This is a genomic window from Brevundimonas sp. KH_058, assembly GCF_057838505.1.
Map to the genome: position 1 here is coordinate 1,882,419 of NZ_CM174469.1, position 16,692 is coordinate 1,899,110.

The 16,692-nt window shown below is 66.1% G+C and carries 15 protein-coding genes; 6 read left to right on the forward strand and 9 right to left on the reverse strand.

The features are described from left to right. Nucleotides 1-71 precede the first annotated feature (71 nt). Together AC3ISA_RS08965 and rpmB are read right to left on the reverse strand one after the other, a co-directional pair. On the reverse strand, nucleotides 72-1,796 hold the full coding sequence (locus AC3ISA_RS08965) for a M1 family metallopeptidase (RefSeq protein WP_489177611.1): 1,725 nt from the start codon (nucleotides 1,794-1,796) through the stop codon (nucleotides 72-74). Nucleotides 1,797-1,908: 112 nt separating this feature from the next. Further along, the gene (gene rpmB / locus AC3ISA_RS08970) at nucleotides 1,909-2,214 is read right to left on the reverse strand and encodes a 50S ribosomal protein L28 (RefSeq protein ID WP_372691290.1); all 306 of its coding nucleotides are present in this window, start codon (nucleotides 2,212-2,214) and stop codon (nucleotides 1,909-1,911) included. A 193-nt stretch (nucleotides 2,215-2,407) separates the two neighbouring features. Between rpmB and AC3ISA_RS08975 the strand changes: the two genes are divergently transcribed. Further along, nucleotides 2,408-2,929, forward strand: coding sequence for a DUF3617 domain-containing protein (locus AC3ISA_RS08975; protein WP_489177612.1), 522 nt, complete (start codon nucleotides 2,408-2,410; stop codon nucleotides 2,927-2,929). Between the two features lie 71 nt (nucleotides 2,930-3,000). On the opposite strand, the gene AC3ISA_RS08980 is transcribed toward AC3ISA_RS08975, so the two are convergent. The 3 genes from AC3ISA_RS08980 to fdxA all read right to left on the reverse strand — a co-directional run bounded on the left by AC3ISA_RS08980 (nucleotide 3,001) and on the right by fdxA (nucleotide 5,500). Continuing rightward, nucleotides 3,001-3,870 (reverse strand): beta-1,6-N-acetylglucosaminyltransferase, encoded by an 870-nt coding sequence (locus tag AC3ISA_RS08980; protein ID WP_489177613.1) that lies wholly within the window; start codon nucleotides 3,868-3,870, stop codon nucleotides 3,001-3,003. 456 nt (nucleotides 3,871-4,326) lie between these two features. Next, nucleotides 4,327-4,857 carry a CarD family transcriptional regulator gene (locus tag AC3ISA_RS08985; protein ID WP_159846611.1) on the reverse strand — a complete coding sequence of 177 codons (531 nt, stop codon included), beginning with the start codon at nucleotides 4,855-4,857 and terminating at the stop codon, nucleotides 4,327-4,329. Between the two features lie 301 nt (nucleotides 4,858-5,158). Continuing rightward, the gene (gene fdxA, locus AC3ISA_RS08990; RefSeq protein WP_159846606.1) at nucleotides 5,159-5,500 is read right to left on the reverse strand and encodes a ferredoxin FdxA; all 342 of its coding nucleotides are present in this window, start codon (nucleotides 5,498-5,500) and stop codon (nucleotides 5,159-5,161) included. 188 nt (nucleotides 5,501-5,688) lie between these two features. Here fdxA and AC3ISA_RS08995 point away from each other — a divergent pair, with 188 nt between their 5' ends. Next, nucleotides 5,689-6,315, forward strand: a complete 627-nt coding sequence (locus AC3ISA_RS08995) for a YceI family protein (protein ID WP_489177614.1) — start codon at nucleotides 5,689-5,691, stop codon at nucleotides 6,313-6,315. A gap of 29 nt (nucleotides 6,316-6,344) precedes the next feature. On the opposite strand, the gene AC3ISA_RS09000 is transcribed toward AC3ISA_RS08995, so the two are convergent. The 4 genes from AC3ISA_RS09000 to AC3ISA_RS09015 all read right to left on the reverse strand — a co-directional run bounded on the left by AC3ISA_RS09000 (nucleotide 6,345) and on the right by AC3ISA_RS09015 (nucleotide 11,319). Further along, on the reverse strand, nucleotides 6,345-6,632 hold the full coding sequence (locus AC3ISA_RS09000) for an RNA-binding S4 domain-containing protein (protein WP_489177615.1): 288 nt from the start codon (nucleotides 6,630-6,632) through the stop codon (nucleotides 6,345-6,347). Nucleotides 6,633-6,804: 172 nt separating this feature from the next. Beyond that, a complete protein-coding gene (locus tag AC3ISA_RS09005) occupies nucleotides 6,805-9,300 on the reverse strand; it encodes a helicase-related protein (protein ID WP_489177616.1) in 2,496 nt (831 codons plus the stop codon). A gap of 34 nt (nucleotides 9,301-9,334) precedes the next feature. Further along, nucleotides 9,335-9,946 (reverse strand): response regulator FixJ, encoded by a 612-nt coding sequence (gene fixJ, locus AC3ISA_RS09010; protein WP_489177617.1) that lies wholly within the window; start codon nucleotides 9,944-9,946, stop codon nucleotides 9,335-9,337. After that, nucleotides 9,943-11,319 carry a two-component system sensor histidine kinase NtrB gene (locus AC3ISA_RS09015; RefSeq protein ID WP_489177618.1) on the reverse strand — a complete coding sequence of 459 codons (1,377 nt, stop codon included), beginning with the start codon at nucleotides 11,317-11,319 and terminating at the stop codon, nucleotides 9,943-9,945. Before AC3ISA_RS09015 ends, fixJ begins: the two co-directional genes overlap by 4 nt. 580 nt (nucleotides 11,320-11,899) lie before the next feature. Here AC3ISA_RS09015 and AC3ISA_RS09020 point away from each other — a divergent pair. The 4 genes from AC3ISA_RS09020 to AC3ISA_RS09035 are packed head-to-tail and all read left to right on the forward strand — an operon-like array spanning nucleotide 11,900 to nucleotide 16,692. Beyond that, nucleotides 11,900-13,768: a methyl-accepting chemotaxis protein gene (locus AC3ISA_RS09020; RefSeq protein WP_489180086.1), complete on the forward strand. Its 1,869-nt coding sequence runs from the start codon at nucleotides 11,900-11,902 to the stop codon at nucleotides 13,766-13,768. Beyond that, the gene (locus AC3ISA_RS09025) at nucleotides 13,768-14,043 is read left to right on the forward strand and encodes an STAS domain-containing protein (protein WP_489177619.1); all 276 of its coding nucleotides are present in this window, start codon (nucleotides 13,768-13,770) and stop codon (nucleotides 14,041-14,043) included. Before AC3ISA_RS09020 ends, AC3ISA_RS09025 begins: the two co-directional genes overlap by 1 nt. Further along, complete coding sequence (locus tag AC3ISA_RS09030) at nucleotides 14,040-14,405, forward strand: response regulator (protein WP_428153897.1); 366 nt, start codon at nucleotides 14,040-14,042, stop codon at nucleotides 14,403-14,405. The genes AC3ISA_RS09025 and AC3ISA_RS09030 overlap by 4 nt, the downstream gene beginning before the upstream one ends. Nucleotides 14,406-14,463: 58 nt before the next feature. After that, nucleotides 14,464-16,692, forward strand: coding sequence for a chemotaxis protein CheA (locus tag AC3ISA_RS09035; RefSeq protein WP_489177620.1), 2,229 nt, complete (start codon nucleotides 14,464-14,466; stop codon nucleotides 16,690-16,692).

The following is a 16,692-nucleotide window of genomic DNA, read 5'->3' on the forward strand; positions in this document are numbered from 1 at the left end:
GTGCGAGTTGGCCCGCCGGCCGACCCTCATCCGGCCCTTCGGGCCACCTTCTCCCAATGGGAGAAGGATCGTTACTTGGGCTGCTGCGCCGCCTTGTAGGCCTGAAGGTCGTCGATTACCTCCATCTGGCGCAGCACCTTGTTCTGCGGATCGACCAAGACGTGCGCGCCGGCCGAAACTGCGATCCGACCCCTACCGTCGTTCATCGCCACGTTATGGACGACGCCGTCGATCTCGACCTCCAGCGGCATCGGGAAGACCCCGCCGTCGCCGGTCGTCCAGTCCAGCCGCAGCACGCCGCCTTCGCGCGACTGCGTCAACACCGGGAGAGCGGCGTTGTAGAGATAGCCCTGGAAGAACCAGCCATAGTCCTGGCCCGTCACCGTATTGACGATGTCCAGGAAGTCGCCGGTCGAACGATACAGCGGCGCGAAATTGCCCGGCCGGGGATCGGGGCGGCCATAGACCAGCCGGGTGATCGCCTCGTGGAAGGCCGCATCGCCGATCAGCATCCGCAGTGAATGGCTGATCAGCGAGCCCTTGGAATAGATGTCGTTGCCCGGCCCGACATCGCCCTTGTAGACCTCGTCCTCGGTCTTGGGCGTGCCCGAGACGACGGGGAACTTGTTGATCAGCCCCTCGCGCTGGTTGGCCAGTTCGCGCTGCATATAGCGGTCGCCCAGCAGCCAGCGCGCGTACAGGGGTTGCATGTACGACCCCAGCCCTTCGTGCAGCCACATGTCGTCGGCGTTCTGGTTGGTTAGCTGGTTGCCAAACCATTCGTGGGCGAACTCGTGCTGCAGCAGCCAGTCATAGCCCCGGCCGTCGATCTTGTAGCCGTTGCCGTAGGCGTTGATGGTCTGGTGCTCCATGCCCAGGTGCGGGGTCTCGACCACGCCCATCTTCTCGTCGCCGAAGGGATAGGGGCCGACGGTGGCCTCGAAGAAGTCCAGCATCTTGGGGAACTGGGCGAACAGGGCCTGGACCTGTTCGGGCGTGTCGGACTTCAGATGCCAGTAGGCCATCGGGATCGTGTTGCCGAACCGGCTGCGATACGCGCCCGCGACCTCCTGATATGGGCCGACATTCAGGGCGATGGCGTAGGTGTTGGGCGACTTGGCGGTCCAGTTCCAGGTGGTCCAGCCGTCGCCGTGATCGACCTTGCCCAGGAACCGGCCGTTGGACGGCGCCGACAGATCGGACGGGACGGTGATGTGCAGATCGACCCGGCCCGGCTCGCCGTGCGGGCTGTCGATACAGGGCCAGAAGATGTCGCAGCCCTCGCCCTGAACCGCCGTGGCGATCCACGGCTCGCCCGACGGGGCGGTGGACCAGACGAAGCCGCCGTCCCACGGCGCGCGGGGCGCCACGCGCGGCTGACCGGCATAGGCGACGCGCAGGGCGACGGACTGTCCGGCGGCCAGGGGCTGTGCCAACTGCACCGTCAGCCGGCCCTCGGGATTGGACCAGCGGTCGACGGCGACCTCGATCCCGTCGATCTGGACCGACGAGATGGTCAGCAGCGTATCCAGATCGACGACCAGGGCCTCCAACGGCGCCTTGGCGGTGAAGTCCAGAACGGCGACGGCGTCGATGGCCTTGTCGGCGGGAATGACCTTGATCGTCAGGTTGGCCTTGTCGAACCGCATCGCCTGTTGTTCGACCGTCAACGGCTGGTCGGTGGCCAGGGTGTAGGGGGTGGATTCACGCGTCGTCGCGGCCGTCGAAGCCGGGGCGGTGGCGCAGGCGGTCAGGGCCAGAAGGCTCGCTGCGGCGAGCAGAACCGTGATGCGCATCCAACTTCCCTTCGGTCTGGCAGGGAAGGCTTAGCGCGGCCCGGATGACGCGCAAAGAAAAAGGCCGGCGTTTCCACCGGCCTCTTCCAGAACTCTATGTCGCAGACGCCGATCAGGCGGCGGCGGCGGCGGCTTGCTCGGCGATCTTGGCGCGAACCTGACGCTTGATGCGCTGGGCGGCGATCGACAGCTGCTCGTCGCGAGCCTTGACGATGAAGACGTCCAGGCCGCCCTTGTAGTCCAGGGTGCGCAGCGCGGCGTTCGAGATACGCAGGCTGAACGTCTGGCCCAGGGTTTCCGAAGTCAGCTTGACCGTCTTCAGCGACGGCAGGAACCGGCGCTTGGTCTTGATGTTCGAGTGGCTCACATTGTGGCCGACCATGGGGCCGATACCGGTGAGTTCGCAACGACGCGACATCGTCAGATCCTTAAGGTGCGGCGTCCAGCCCGAGCATGGGAGAAGACGCATGAACAGTTGCGCGCGGGAACCAGCCCGCGCGAGAGGGGGCCGTATAAGGGAAGAGGCGGTTCGGCGTCAAGCTGAGTCTGGACGCATAAAGCCAGCGGTTCGTTCAGCCGTCATTCAAATGCCGCGCTGTATGGGCCATATCATGAAGACCCCAGAAGAGACCCAAGCAGAACAGAAGGCCGCCATGTCCCGTCCGTCGCTGATCGACCGCCTGCCCAAGCGCGCGCTCGCCGTCCTGGCCCCGGTCGTCGCCGGCGGCTTCATGCTGGCCGCGCCCGCCATCGCCCCCGCCCAGACGGCGGCCCAGTCCGAAGTCCTGCCCGGCTATTGGGAATATACCACCAGCGCCGTGGGCCAGCGCGACACGCTGCAACGCTGTGTCCGCCCCAGCGAGATCAACCGCTTCTTCGGCGGCCTGTCGACCAACAAGTGGCGCTGCACCTATCCGACCCGCGTGGTGGGCGATGGCAATGCGCGCTTCGAGGGCACGTGCCAGGACCGCAAGGGTCGCCGCATCGCCGTGCGACTGAACGGAACCTATACGGACACCAGCTTCAGCTTCCGCGGGGGCGCCCAGATCGTGCGCGGCACCCCCTATATTCCCGCCAGCATCACCGCACGCCGCATCAGCGCCCAGTGCCCGGCCAACGCCGAGTATTTCTGAGGCCCGTATAGCGAGCAGCAAAAAAGGCCCCGGATCGCTCCGGGGCCTTTTCTTTTGTCCGAGGTCGAAGTCTAGGCGGCTTCGGCGGTCGGGATCGGTCTGTTGGCGCCGACGGGGGCGATCCAGTCCTCTAGCGCGGCGATGACGGCCTCATCCACCTCGGCGTCGAACTTGCGGGCGAACAGTGACGGGCTGGCCTTCAGTTCGGGCAGGTCCGCCAGGGTGTAGGTGCGCGGGCGCAGCTTGATGTCGCCGTCGGGGATCCAGTCGATCATCCGCATGTCGTCGTTGACCATCGGCCCATGGACGTCGGTGTTCTTCATCACGGTCTGGAAGAAGCCTTCGTCGGCGATGAAGGTGTGGCGATAGAAGGCCTTGAACCGGTCCGCCGCCTTGTCGTTGCAGACGAAGTCGCAGAAGCGGCGGCTGACCATCATCCACTGATTGCCGATATAGGGCGTGGCGCCGCGCAGGAACGGACGGCGCAGGATGGTGCGCAGGATGCCGCCGGGGCGCTCGAACACCATGTTGCGGACCCGGTTCATGGTGTCGGGGCGGATCTTGCGCTGATCGACCGCGCGAATGAACTCCTGGCCTTTGTGTTTCGCCAGGAAGCCCATGATCTCGGCCTGAGACTTCAACGGGAAGTCCTGGCCGCTCAGGTTGATGAAGACCGACCAGTCGTCGCTCATTTCCAGCAGACGCTTCATGCCGCGCAGCTCTGCGTCGATCAGGCTGTAGCCGCCCCACAGGGCGCGTCGGCTCTCGATGACGTCGGCGTTGGCATAGGGGGCCAGGAACTGGCGGATCTGCTGTTCCAGCTCGGGGCCCGAGTTGCGATCGACGTGAACGACGTAATGGTTGGCGGGGTCATAGACGGCGTCGAACAGGCGTTTGAACTGTTCGGGATAGCGGTGGACCAGGATCAGATAGCCGATCATGCGTCCGCCCTCCCCTTGTTTGAAAGGCGATGACCCGTCGCGGCGGCGCGCGCGACGGACAGCTCGATGAGCCAGATCATGAGATCGAAGGTTTCGCATGGTGGTCAAACCGGATCCGATCAACCGCCTGAGGGCGGTTCGCTCTCGGCGACCATCCTCCTATTTGGGAAGTCCTGGCTCAAAAGCCATGGGTGCGGGCCTGTGCGGCCTCATTTGGAGGTAGGCCGCCTGCTAGGCTGACCTTTCACAGAAAAGGTCGATCACCGTGAAAGAGAGCAAGGGCAAGTCCAAGAAGGTCGCGCCGCCCAAGGCGAACGCGTCCCAGCCCAGCCTGAAGAACCTGGTTCCCGTACCTGGTAAATCGGGGAAAACCGGCAAGTAGAACCCGAAAACAAAAAGGCCCCGGATCGCTCCGGGGCCTTTTCGTTTGTCCGAGGTCGAAGCCCCAACCGGTATTTAGGCGGCTTCGGCGGTCGGGATCGGCTTCTTGGCGCTGAGCGACTTGGCGAGCAGCTCGACGGCGGCGTCCTTGTCGATCTTGTTGGCGGCGGCGACTTCACGGGCCATACGGTCCAGGGCCGATTCATAGAGCTGACGCTCCGAATAGGACTGTTCCGGCTGGGTGTCGGCGCGGTGCAGGTCGCGGACCACTTCGGCGATGGAGATCAGGTCGCCCGAGTTGATCTTGGCTTCGTATTCCTGGGCGCGACGCGACCACATGGTGCGCTTGATGCGGGCGCGACCCTTCAGGGTTGTCAGGGCCTTGGTCACGACATCGTCGGCGGCCAGCGAACGCAGGCCGGCCGTCGCGGCCTTCTTGGTGGGGACGCGCAGGGTCATCTTCTCGTGGTCGAAGGTCACGACATAGACTTCCAGCGACATGCCCGCGACTTCCTGGACCTCGACCGCCGCGACTTTACCGACGCCGTGCGCCGGATAGACGACCGCGTCGCCAACCTTGAACTCCAGACCAGTCTTGCTCGTCATAATCGTCCTTTCCCGGTCAGGGCCGGGCGACGCGAAGGCGCAGGAAACGCAAACAGGATCTCATCCGCCGGATCGCTCCGTCGGAGGGGATGATGTCAGGCGTCAAATGCGGAAACGGATCACCAAACCTCTGGCCGATCCCGTCTGTGGGCGGGATGCTGTCGCAAACACGGGCGGCGCGAAGATTTCGCGGACCGCCCGATCGAATGAAACAGAACCTATCACAAATCTGCGGAATTTCAAAACGTCCACAGGGCGGACGTGGATTTGCGGCAAGGCTTGAGCGCCCCTAGCGGTAAAGTCAGGAACCCTTGCCCGGCTTGGTGCTGAAGTATTTCTCGTATTTGCCGGTCTCGCGTTCGTACTGTTCGCGGTCGGCGGGGGGCGTGCCCTTGACGGTGATGTTGGGCCAGACCTTGGCGTATTCGGCGTTGACCTGAAGCCACTTGCCGTCCGGCTCGTCCTCGGTGTCGGGCACGATGGCGTCGACGGGGCATTCCGGCTCGCACACGCCGCAGTCGATGCACTCGTCGGGCGCGATGACCAGGAAGTTCTCGCCCTCGTAGAAGCAGTCCACCGGACACACCTCGACGCAGTCCATGAACTTACATTTCACGCAGGCGTCGGTGACGATGTAGGTCATTGGGCGAAGAACGGGTGTCGGACTGTGAGCGGGAGGCCTGCGACATGGCGGCCACGCAACCAACTGTCAACAGCAGGGCTTAAGGCGAGAGACGTTCGCAAGCCGGTTTGAGCCCGCTTGACAACAGTCGGGCTTAATCGCAACCGTATTGATTGCATATTCACCGTCCCATCGACAGGAACCCCTCCATGCGCTCTCCCTTCATGAAATACGTCGTCGCCGGCGCGCTAGCCGTCAGCCTCGCCGCTGGCGGCGCAGTGGTGGCCCAGGCCGCCCTGACCAAGATCCCCGCCCAGGTCACCGCCGGGAACTACGATCTCGATTCCGGCCACGGCAAGATCACCTGGTCGGTGAACCACTTCGGCCTGTCGACCTACACCGGCCAGTTCGTGAACGTGAAGGCCGAGCTGAAGCTGGACCCGGCCAATCCGTCGGCCTCGACCCTGACCGCCACCATTCCGCTGACCGACGTGGCGCCGAACGACGACAGGCTGAAGGCCCACCTGCAGACCGCCGACTTCTTCGACACCGCCAACCACCCGACGGCGACCTTCGTCTCGCGCTCGGTGACGGTGGATTCGGATGACGCCAACGAGGCGACCGTGGTCGGCGACCTGACCCTGCGCGGCGTGACCAAGCCCGTCACCATCGAGGTCGAGTTCAACGGCGCCGGCACCGTCATGGGCGCCTACAAGTCCGGCTTCGACGGCGAAGCGACCATCAAGCGCTCGGACTTCGGCATCAACTACGCCCTGCCGGCCGTCTCCGACGAAGTGAAGCTGCACATCGAAGGCGAGTTCGTGCTGAAGCAATAAGGATTTCGCGCTGAGCGCTGCTTGAGCCCTCAAGCAGTAAGTGAGTAAAGGGCGCGGGCCTCCTCGGGCGGCCCGCGCCTTTTGCCCAGCGCCTCCACCCTCAGGCTGGTGACGCGCCCGTCCTGAGCGAAGGTCAGCAAGTCGCTGACGTGGACGCAACGGCTGGGCTTGTCGAGCCGCGTCTCCCGCCCATGATGCGTCAGCCGCACCGCCCCCCGCTCGACCAGATCGGCGGCCAGCCCCCGCGTCTTCACGAAACGCGCGCGCCACAGCCACAGATCGATGCGACAGGCGTCCGTCTCCATCCCTTTCGTCATCCTCCGGCAAGCCGCTTGCGGCGCGGACCGGGGGAGCCAGCAGCGCCGAAGGCGATCTGTCCGCCGCATAATGTTGGAAGCATCTCATACGCGACAGGTTCGCGCTCGCGCGCGCCGCTGGGTTCCCCGGTCTCCGCTTCGCTTCGCCGGAGAATGACGAAGGGACGGGGCATCAAGAGGCGGATTTCCGACGCGGGCGACGACGTTTGGCTCGCGCCGGCTCCGGCGGTGGTGCTGTCAGGGCGGCCAGGGCCGCGAACGGCGAATCCTTGACGATCTTCGGCGCCTTGCCCGGCTTGTCGGGCAGGCGGGCGCGTTCGGTCTTCAGCGCGGCGATGATCTGTTTCGCCTGATCGGCGCTCCAGCCCAGGTCGGTCAGGGCCTCGTCCGACAGCCTACCGTGGTTGGCGGCGCGCAGGTCGGCCATCTTCTCCAACGTCTCGACGGCGGCCAGCCAGCGACCGGCCTGGCGCAGGCCGTGGGCCGACAGCAGGCGCGGCGAGGGCGGCTCGACCGGCGCGGGGATCAGGTCGGGCGTCGCGGGGATCAGCGGCGCGTCCACGAACCCTTGCGCGAAATGTCGGGCGCGGGGCTTTTGCAGGCCGGGCAGCCACACCGAATGAACGCCGACGCGGATGGCGAAACTCTTCAGCGTGCGGCGCTCGACCTGGCTGAGAGCCGCCAGATCGCGTTCGACCTCGCGTCGGTCGATCAGGCCGCCGGCCTCGATCAGACGAAACGCGATGCCGCGCGGCAGGCCCTTTAGCGCGCCGCTTTCGACTGCCTGACGCAGACGGCGCAAATCTCGCAGCGCACGGCCGGCCTCGGCAGCCAGCCAAGCCTCGATCCTGCGCTGCGCCCGTTCGCGGGCGGGCGTCGGTCCCAGATCGCCCAGCAGACGCACGGACGGCGAGAACGGATCGGCCCCCTGCGGCGTCGTCACGATCTGGGCGGTCAGCACGCCGCGCCACAGGACCGCGCCATCCGGCGTGACGGAAAAGGCCTCGTCGGTCTCGGCCGCCAGCCGGCCCAGGCGGCGGTTGATCTCGGGCGTCACAGCGCGCACGGCCGCCTGGCGTAGGGTGCGATCCTCCAGCGCCGAGGCGCCCTTCTCCATCTGGAAGCGAACGCCCTCCAACTGACCCACCACCTGACCCTCGACCGTGACCTCGCCGTCGTCGGCGACCCCGGCAAACGCATCGTCCCGCACGTTCAGGGCGCGCATCAGGGCGGTGGTGCGGCGATCCACGAACCGGGCGGTCAGCCGCTCATGCAGCACGTCGGACAGCCGGTCCTCCAGCGCACGGGTCTTGTCGCGCCAGCCTTGCGCGTCGTGGACCCAGTCGGGCCGGTTGGCGATGTAGGACAGGGTGCGCACGGCCGACAGCCGGGCCGACAACTGGTCGATCTGGCCGTCGTCGCGATCCACGAAGGCGAAGCGGGGCGCCATCCAGTCGTCGGTCAGGCGGCCGCGTTTGCCGGTCAGGGCGTGGAAGACGTCCTTGGCCAGACGGGCATGCTCGTCCAGCGTCGTCTTTTGGAAGTCCGGCAACTGGCAGGCTTCCCACAGCCGCATGATGGCGCCGCGCGAGCGACCGATGCGGGCGATCTCCTCGTCCTTGATCAGACGCCGCAGCAGGGTTTCGTCCAGCGCCTCGCCGGTCAGGTTCAGGCCGATGCGCTGGGGCGTGACGGTCAGTGATCGCAGCAGATCAGGCAGGGTGTCGAAATCGAGCTTGCCGTTGCGCCACTCGGCCGCCTCGACCGGATCGAACCGATGCTCGACCACCTGTTCGACCAGGTCGGGATCCAAGTCCTCCGCCTCGGCCGTGACGCCGAACGTCCCGTCGCGCAGGTGGCGCCCGGCGCGCCCGGCGATCTGGCCGATCTCGTGCGCGTGCAGCCAGCGGGTCCGCCGACCGTCGAACTTCCTCAGACCTGCAAAGGCGACATGGTCCACATCCATGTTCAGCCCCATGCCGATGGCGTCGGTGGCGACCAGGAAATCGACCTCGCCCGACTGATAAAGCGCGACCTGGGCGTTGCGGGTGCGGGGCGACAGGCTGCCCATGACCACGGCCGCACCGCCTCTCTGACGCCGGATCAGTTCAGCGATGGCGTAAACCCGCTCGGTCGAGAAGGCGACGATGGCGCTGCGCCGGGGCAGGCGGGTCAGTTTCTTGGACCCGGCGTAGGAAAGCGTCGACAGCCGGTCCCGCGTCACGATCTCCACGTCCGGCACCAGGCGGCGGATCAATGGCTCCATCGTCCCGGCGCCCAGGAACATGGTCTCGAACCGCCCGCGCGCGTGCAGCAGTCGCTGGGTGAAGACGTGGCCGCGCTCGGGATCGGCGACCAGCTGAATCTCGTCGATGGCCAGGAACTCGACCGACCGCTCCAGCGGCATAGCCTCGACGGTGCAGACGAAATAGTGCGGCCGCGGCGGGACGATCTTTTCCTCGCCCGTGATCAGGGCGACGGCGGCGGCCCCGCGCTGGCGGACGATGCGCTCGTAGATCTCGCGGGCCAGCAGGCGCAGCGGCAGGCCGATCATGCCCGAGGCGTGACCCAGCATCCGCTCGACCGCCAGATGGGTCTTGCCGGTGTTGGTGGGCCCCAGGACCGCAGTGACGCGGGACGGGGCGAGGCCTGCGGACCGGTCGCTCATGTCCGCCCTAAGGTGGAGACGATTCCCTTCCGGCTCAAGCGTCGCCGGCGCGCATTCCCATGCGAACCAGGGTGGACAGGTTCGACGCCTGCATCTTGGTCATCACCTTGGCGCGGAAAATCTCCACCGTGCGGGGGCTGATCTCCAGCCGCAGCGCAATTTCCTTGTTCGAACAGCCGTCGATCAGGGCGTCGAACACCTGACGCTCGCGAGTGGTCAGGGTCGCCAGACGGCTCCTGGCCTCGTCCCGCGCCGTCCGATCCGCCTCCAGGCTGGTCAGCGAGGCGATGCAGCGACCGACGCAGTCCAGGATATGTTCGGGATCGAAGGGTTTTTCGATGAAATCGACGACCCCGGCCTTCATCAACTGAACCGCCAGCGGTACGTCGGCGTGGCCGGTGATGACGATTACGGGCCAGCGCTCGCCTCTCAGCGTCTTCAGCCTGCGCACCAGTTCCGGCCCTTCGACGCCGGGCATACGCACGTCGCTGACGACGCAGGCGCTCTTGTCGGTCGGCAGGTTCTCCAGAAAGTCGTCGGCGCTGGCGAAGGCGCGCGCCCGAAAGCCCGCCCCGCGCAACATGAGGACGAGCGAGTCCCGCATGGCTGGGTCGTCGTCGACGATGAAGACGGAATGCGCGTTCATGCGGCGTCGAGCTCCTGGCTGTGAGGCAGGCGGAAGGTGAAAGCTGCGCCGCCAAGTCTGCTGCGCCCGACGGTCAGGGCGGCGCCGTGGCTTTCGACGATGGAACGCGTGACGGAGAGGCCCAGACCCATGCCGCCCGCCTTGGTCGAGATCATCGGATGGAAGATGCTGTCTCGCTGATCGGTCGGAATGCCACGCCCATTGTCCTCGACGGCGATCTCATAGCCTTCGGCGCCCAACGAACGACCCGAGACGGACACGCGGCCGTTTTCCTGTCCAATGGCCGCGTCCACGGCGTTCTTGACCAGGTTGGTCAGGGCCTGCTGCAATTGAATGCGATCCGCCAGTACATGATCGTCCTCGCCATCGGCCTGGATGTCGATGGTGACATCGGTGTCACGCCCGATCAGCGTGAAGACCGGATCCAGGTCCTGGATCATCTGAGAGGCGCGCTCCTCGGTGAAGCTGCGTGATCCGGTCGCAAGAAGCTCACGCATGCGTCGGATGATTTCGCCCGCACGCAGCAATTGCGCCTTGGCCAGTTCCAAAGCGCGCGTCGCTTCGTCTGCCGGGGATCCCGCCTTGGCCAGGGCGGCCTGGCCGGCGTGCAGATAGACGGCTGCGGCGGTCAGGGGCTGATTCATCTCGTGCGCCAGGGTCGCGGCCATCTCGCCCATCGAGTTCAGGCGCCAGACGCTGTTGAGTTTTTCGGTCAGGTCGCGTTCGCGTTGCCGCATCGCCTCTGACTGGCTCTGTTCGGCAAGGGCCAGAACGATATGTTCGGGCCAGATGTCGTCCGGTAGTACATTGGCGTGGATGGTCAGCGGCACGGGGCAGGCGTTTGGGCGCCAAACCGCCCAGAAGCCCGTAGACGGCGACAGAACCTCGCCGCCCTGCCGTGCAGACTCCAGGGCGGCCTCATCGAAACACGGCACCAGCGTGTGAAACGGCAGGGTCGCGGCTTCTTCTCGGCTGACGCCCAGAAGCGCGGCTGCGGCGGGCGTCACGCGCTGTGTGCGCCCTTCGCGATCCAGGGTCACGATCGGCACGGACGTCAGGATGGTCTCCAGAAGCATTTCCCGCATGGCCAGGTCGCGCGTCAGCGCTCGCGCGGTCCTGAGGGCGCCGCCCAGGCGGCGGCAGACCTCTGCGATGGCCCAGGCGACGACGGCGAAGAGGACGGCGTTCACCGTCGCATCGAGCGCGCCTTGCCTCTGCACCATCACTTCGTTGGCGATTATGGAGAGTGTGATCGCCAGAATGACCGACAGGCGCCGCGCCAACAGGGCCGTGACCATGACGGCCGCCACCATCGGCAGATAATAGAAATGTCCAAAGGGTTCGAGCGCCACGCGCACGCCGACGGCGATCAATACTGAGATACAGGCGACGAAAGCGCCGCTCCACCAAGTCTTTGTGCGTCGCAGCGTGCAGAGGTGACGATCAGACCCTCGAAGACTGGCGTTATCCCGTTTCACTGTGAACAATCGTGGGTGAGCAACATCACTGGGACATTTACCTGCCGTCTTTTTGACTCATTTTCCATACGCGATCTTGTTATGCGTGGAAATACGTAATTCGCTTCGAAAGCCATGCGCTGCGATCTGAGCCCCGGCGCCAAGCTGTGCCGGCCCTACGCATTCCTACCTAGAGCGTGGTTCAGAAATAATATTAATCATCGCCTCATCCTTGGACTGCACAATGCAGAAGCTTCCAGGGACCACAATGCTTCGTTCGTTTTCCGTCCTCTCGCCTCTGATCGTCGCGGCTGCAAGCCTTGCGTCGCCGGTCACGGTCCAGGTTCGGGCGCCGGGGCGCGATGTCGCCGCCGGCTAAATCGTTCTGAATAAAAAGACACTATCGGGGGATGTAGAGTTGAAGTTGATTGAGAATCTGCCGGTCGGCCGCAAGCTGTTCCTGGCTTTCGGTCTCGTGCTCGCGGCGATAGCCGTGATGGGCGCCGTCGTGGTGACCAGTCTGTTGAAGATGGAAAGCGCCGGCGCGACGCGCAGCGTCGAGAACAAGGACAACCGCACAACCGCCACGGCCGAATTCTACATGACCCGTCAGGAGAACGCCTTCCGCGGCTATCTGCTGTCGAAGGATCCCTATTATCTCGAACGCGTCGATGCTCACCGCGCCAAGTTCCTGGCCGCGATGGAACAGCTGCGCAAGGATCTGCCCGCCGATCGCGCCGCGCCGGTCGACAAGGCCGTCGAGGCCAATGCGACCTGGTACAAGAACGTCGTCGAAGTCGGCGGCGCGATGGTTCGCGACGGCCGCGGCGCCGAGGCCGTGCAGATGGTCGGCCGCACCGGCGTCGCCGACACCTATGTCGCCCCGCTGGAAGAAGCGATCGACGAGATCAAGGCCTCCAACGACGCCGCTCTTGAAGCGGCGCGCGCGGCCCAGTCCGCCGCCACTCGCAGCGCCATGAACGCCGTCGTCATCGGTCTGATCGCTGCGCTTCTGATCGCTCTGGCCGCCGGCTTTGTCGCGACCCGCGCCATCACGCGGCCGATCCTCACGATGATCGGCTATATGCAAAAGCTGATGGCGGGCGACACGTCGATCCAGATCGTCGGCGCCGACCGCAAGGACGAGTTCGGCAAGATGGGCCAGGCCATCGTCGCCTTCCGCGATGCCGCCGTCGACAAGGTCCGCGTCGAGAAGGAAGCCGCTTCTCACCGTTCGATGACCGAGCAGGAGCGCACCGAACGCGAGGCCGAAAAGGCGCGCGAGGCGGCGGAAGACATTCGGGCGATCACGGCCTTGGGGCAAGGCCTGTCGGCCATGGCCAACGGCGACATGACATTCCGCATCGATGTCGAGTTCAATCCGAAAGCCGCGCACCTGAAGTCGGACTTCAACGCCGCCATCGCCCAGTTGCAACAGGCCATTGCGGTCGTGGTTGGCAACATCTCGGGCATCCGCTCGGGCGCCGGCGAGATTTCGCAGGCCGCCGACGACCTGTCGCGCCGCACCGAGCAGCAGGCGGCCTCGCTTGAGGAAACCGCCGCCGCCCTGGATGAGATCACCGCCACGGTGAACAAGACCGCCTCGGGCGCCCGCCAGGCCTCCGACGTCGTCCAGGCCGCACGCGGCGACGCCGAAAAGAGCGGCGTGGTGGTGCGTGACGCCGTCCAAGCGATGCAGGCCATCGAAGGCTCGTCCAATCAGATCAACCAGATCATCGGCGTCATCGACGAGATCGCCTTCCAGACCAACCTTCTGGCCCTGAACGCCGGCGTCGAGGCGGCGCGGGCCGGCGACGCGGGACGCGGCTTCGCGGTCGTGGCCTCTGAAGTCCGGGCCCTGGCCCAGCGTTCGGCGGAAGCCGCGAAAGAGATCAAGACCCTGATCTCGGCCTCCACCGGTCAGGTCGGCGCAGGCGTGAAGCTGGTCGGTGAGACCGGTGAGGCCCTGCAACGGATCGTGGACCGGGTCGCCGAGATCGACAGTCTGGTCACCGAAATCGCCGCCTCGGCCCAGGAACAGGCCGTCGGCCTCGCCCAGGTCAACACGGCCGTGAACCAGATGGACCAGGTCACCCAGCAGAATGCGGCCATGGTCGAGCAATCGACCGCCGCCAGCCACTCCCTGTCTCAGGAAGCCGAGGCGCTGCAATCCTCCGTCGCCCAGTTCAACGTGGGCCAGACCGGCGCGGCGGCGTCGCACCGCTCGGCGCCCGCGCCCAGGCGCGTCGCGCCTGCCGCCAAGCCTGCCAACCGCATGGTCGCCGCGCTGAAGACCATCGGACGCGGCGGCGCGGCCCTCAAACCACAAGATGCGGCCGTCGAAGACGGCTGGGAGGAGTTCTGATGAGCGAGACCCTGATCCTGCCCGACGTTCTCGATCTGAACGCGGCCGAACCGTTGAAGGCCGATCTGCTGGCCCTGCGCGGTCATCCCCTGACGCTGGACGCCTCGGCGGTCGAACGGCTGGGGGGACTGTGCCTGCAAGTGCTGCTGTCGGCCAGCAAGACCTGGGCCGCCGACGGCGTCAACCTAAGCTTAGGGTCTGTGTCCCAATACTGGACAGAACAGTGGGCGGCTTTCGGCGCGCCCGACTTCAATACCGAGGGGCTGACGGCATGAGCAAGACCGTTCTTACGATCGACGATTCCCGCACCATGCGCGACATGCTGCTGATGGCGCTGGAAGACGCGGGCTACACCGTGATCCAGGCCGTCGACGGCGTGGATGGGCTGGAGACGCTGGCGGCCAGGGGCGCCGACGTCATCATCACCGACATCAACATGCCCCGCATGGACGGTTTCGGCGTCATCGAGGGCGTGCGCGCGGATCCGAACCACCGCACCACGCCGGTGCTGGTGCTGACGACCGAGAGCGACGTCGAGAAGAAGGCGCGTGCTCGCGCCGCCGGGGCCACCGGCTGGATCGTCAAACCCTTCGACCCCGCAAAACTGGTGGACGCCGTCCGCCGCGTCGCCGCCTGATCGCACCCAGTCTGATCGCCCCCAGTCTGATCGCCAAAGCCCGCCGGACCCGCACCTAATGGACGCCTTCGAAGCCATCAAAGTCACCTTCTTCCAGGAATGCGACGAACTGCTCGCCGACCTGGAAGCGAAGCTGATGCTGCTGGAGCAGGGTCAGACCGACCTGGAGACGATCAACGCCGTCTTCCGCGCCGTCCACTCCGTCAAGGGCGGGGCAGGGGCCTTCGGGCTGGAAGCCCTGGTGCGGTTCGCCCACGTCTTCGAGACGCTGATGGACGAACTGCGCGCGGGCCGCAAACCCTGCGACACGGTCACGATCAAGACCTTGCTGCGGGCGTCGGACGTGCTGGCCGATCATATCCAGGCGGCGCAGGGCCTGATCCCGCAGGTGGACGAGGGGCGCTCCGCCGCCCTGGTCGTCGAGCTGGAAATGCTGACCCACGGCGGCGAGGCGCCGCCCGTGGTCGAGGACGAAGACGACGATTTCGGCTTCATGCCGATGGCCTTCGACATGCCGCTGGACGAACCCGCCGCCACCACGCCCGAAACGCCGGCCGTTGGCTGGCGCGTCGTGTTCAAGCCGCTGGGCCGGATGTACGCCAACGCCAACGAGACCGGCCTGTTGCTGCGCGAACTGGGTCGCCTCGGCCCGATCACGGTGGCTCTGGACGACGGCGAAGTCGACCCGCTCGACGCCCTGTCGGTCGAGGACGGCTGCCTGACCTGGACCATCGATCTGGACGCCGCCGTCGATGAGGCCGCCGTGCGCGAGGTCTTCGACTTCGTCGAGAGCGACTGCGAACTGACCATCACGCCGCTTGGCGCCAACATGGGAGGCGCGTCGGACATGAGCACGACGTTCGAAGACGAGCCGGCGGCGATCCTGCCGGCCAGCGACGATCTGGACATCGCCGCCCTGTTGGCCAAGGCCGGCGGCGCGGTCGTTGAGACGCCGTCCGAGGCCATCCCCTTTGCAGCCTTCGAGCCCGAGCCGGCGCCCGTCGTCGCGCCGCCGCCCGTTGCGGCTGCGGCGCCGACCCCGGCCCCTGCCGCCGCCGCTCCGGCTTCCGCCCCCGTCGCTCCGGCGCCGGTGACGATCCGCGTCGATCTGGATCGGGTGGATCGCCTGATCAACGTGGTCGGCGAGCTGGTCATCCAGCAGGCCATGCTGTCGCAACGTGTCCTGGAAAGCGGCCTGGCCCGCTCGTCCGGCATCGCCCTGGGCCTCGAAGACCTGGAGCTGCTGACGCGCGAGATCCAGGACAGCGTCATGGCCATCCGCGCCCAGCCGGTGAAGTCGGTGTTCCAGCGCATGCCGCGTCTGGTCCGCGAAGTCGCCGACATGGTCTCCAAACAGGTCCGCCTGGTCACCGTCGGCGAGGACACCGAGGTCGACAAGACCGTGGTCGAACGCCTGGCCGAGCCGATCACCCATATGCTGCGCAACGCCATCGACCACGGTCTGGAAACGCCTGACGAGCGTCTCGCCGCCGGCAAGTCGGCCGAGGGCACCGTGCGTCTCGCCGCCCTGCACCGCTCGGGCCGGATCGTCATCGAGATTTCCGACGACGGACGCGGCATCAACCGCGAACGCGTCAAGAAGATCGCCATCGACAAGGGTCTGATCGCCGCCGACGCACCCCTGACCGATGAGCAGATCGACAACCTGATCTTTGCGCCCGGCTTCTCCACCGCCGCCGTCGTGTCCGACATCTCGGGCCGGGGCGTGGGCATGGACGTGGTCAAGCGCTCGATCCAGGCCCTGGGCGGCCGTATCTCCATCAGCTCGGTCCCCGGCAAGGGATCGACCTTCACCCTCAGCCTGCCGCTGACGCTCGCGGTGCTGGATGGCATGGTCGTCGCCGCCGCCGAACAGACGCTGATCGCGCCCCTGCCGGCCATCGTCGAGAGCCTGACGCCCCAGGCCGCCGACCTGCATTTCGTCGGCGGCGTCGATCCGGTGATCCGCTTCCGCGAGCGGTTCCTGCCGCTGATCGACGTGGCCCTGATCATGGGCTTCCGCGAGCAACCTATGAATCCGACCGACGGCGTCGCCGTGGTCGTCGAGACCGAGAGCGGCCAGCAGGCGGCCCTTCTGTTCGACGCCATCCAGGGCCAGCGCCAGGTGGTCATCAAGAGCCTCGAAACCAACTACCAGCAGGTCGAGGGCGTCGCCGCCGCCACCATCCTTGGCGACGGCCGCGTGGCCCTGATCCTCGACGTCGACGTCATCGTCACCGATATGCGCCGCAAATCCATCCGCCCCGATTTCAAGCTCGCGAGCTGA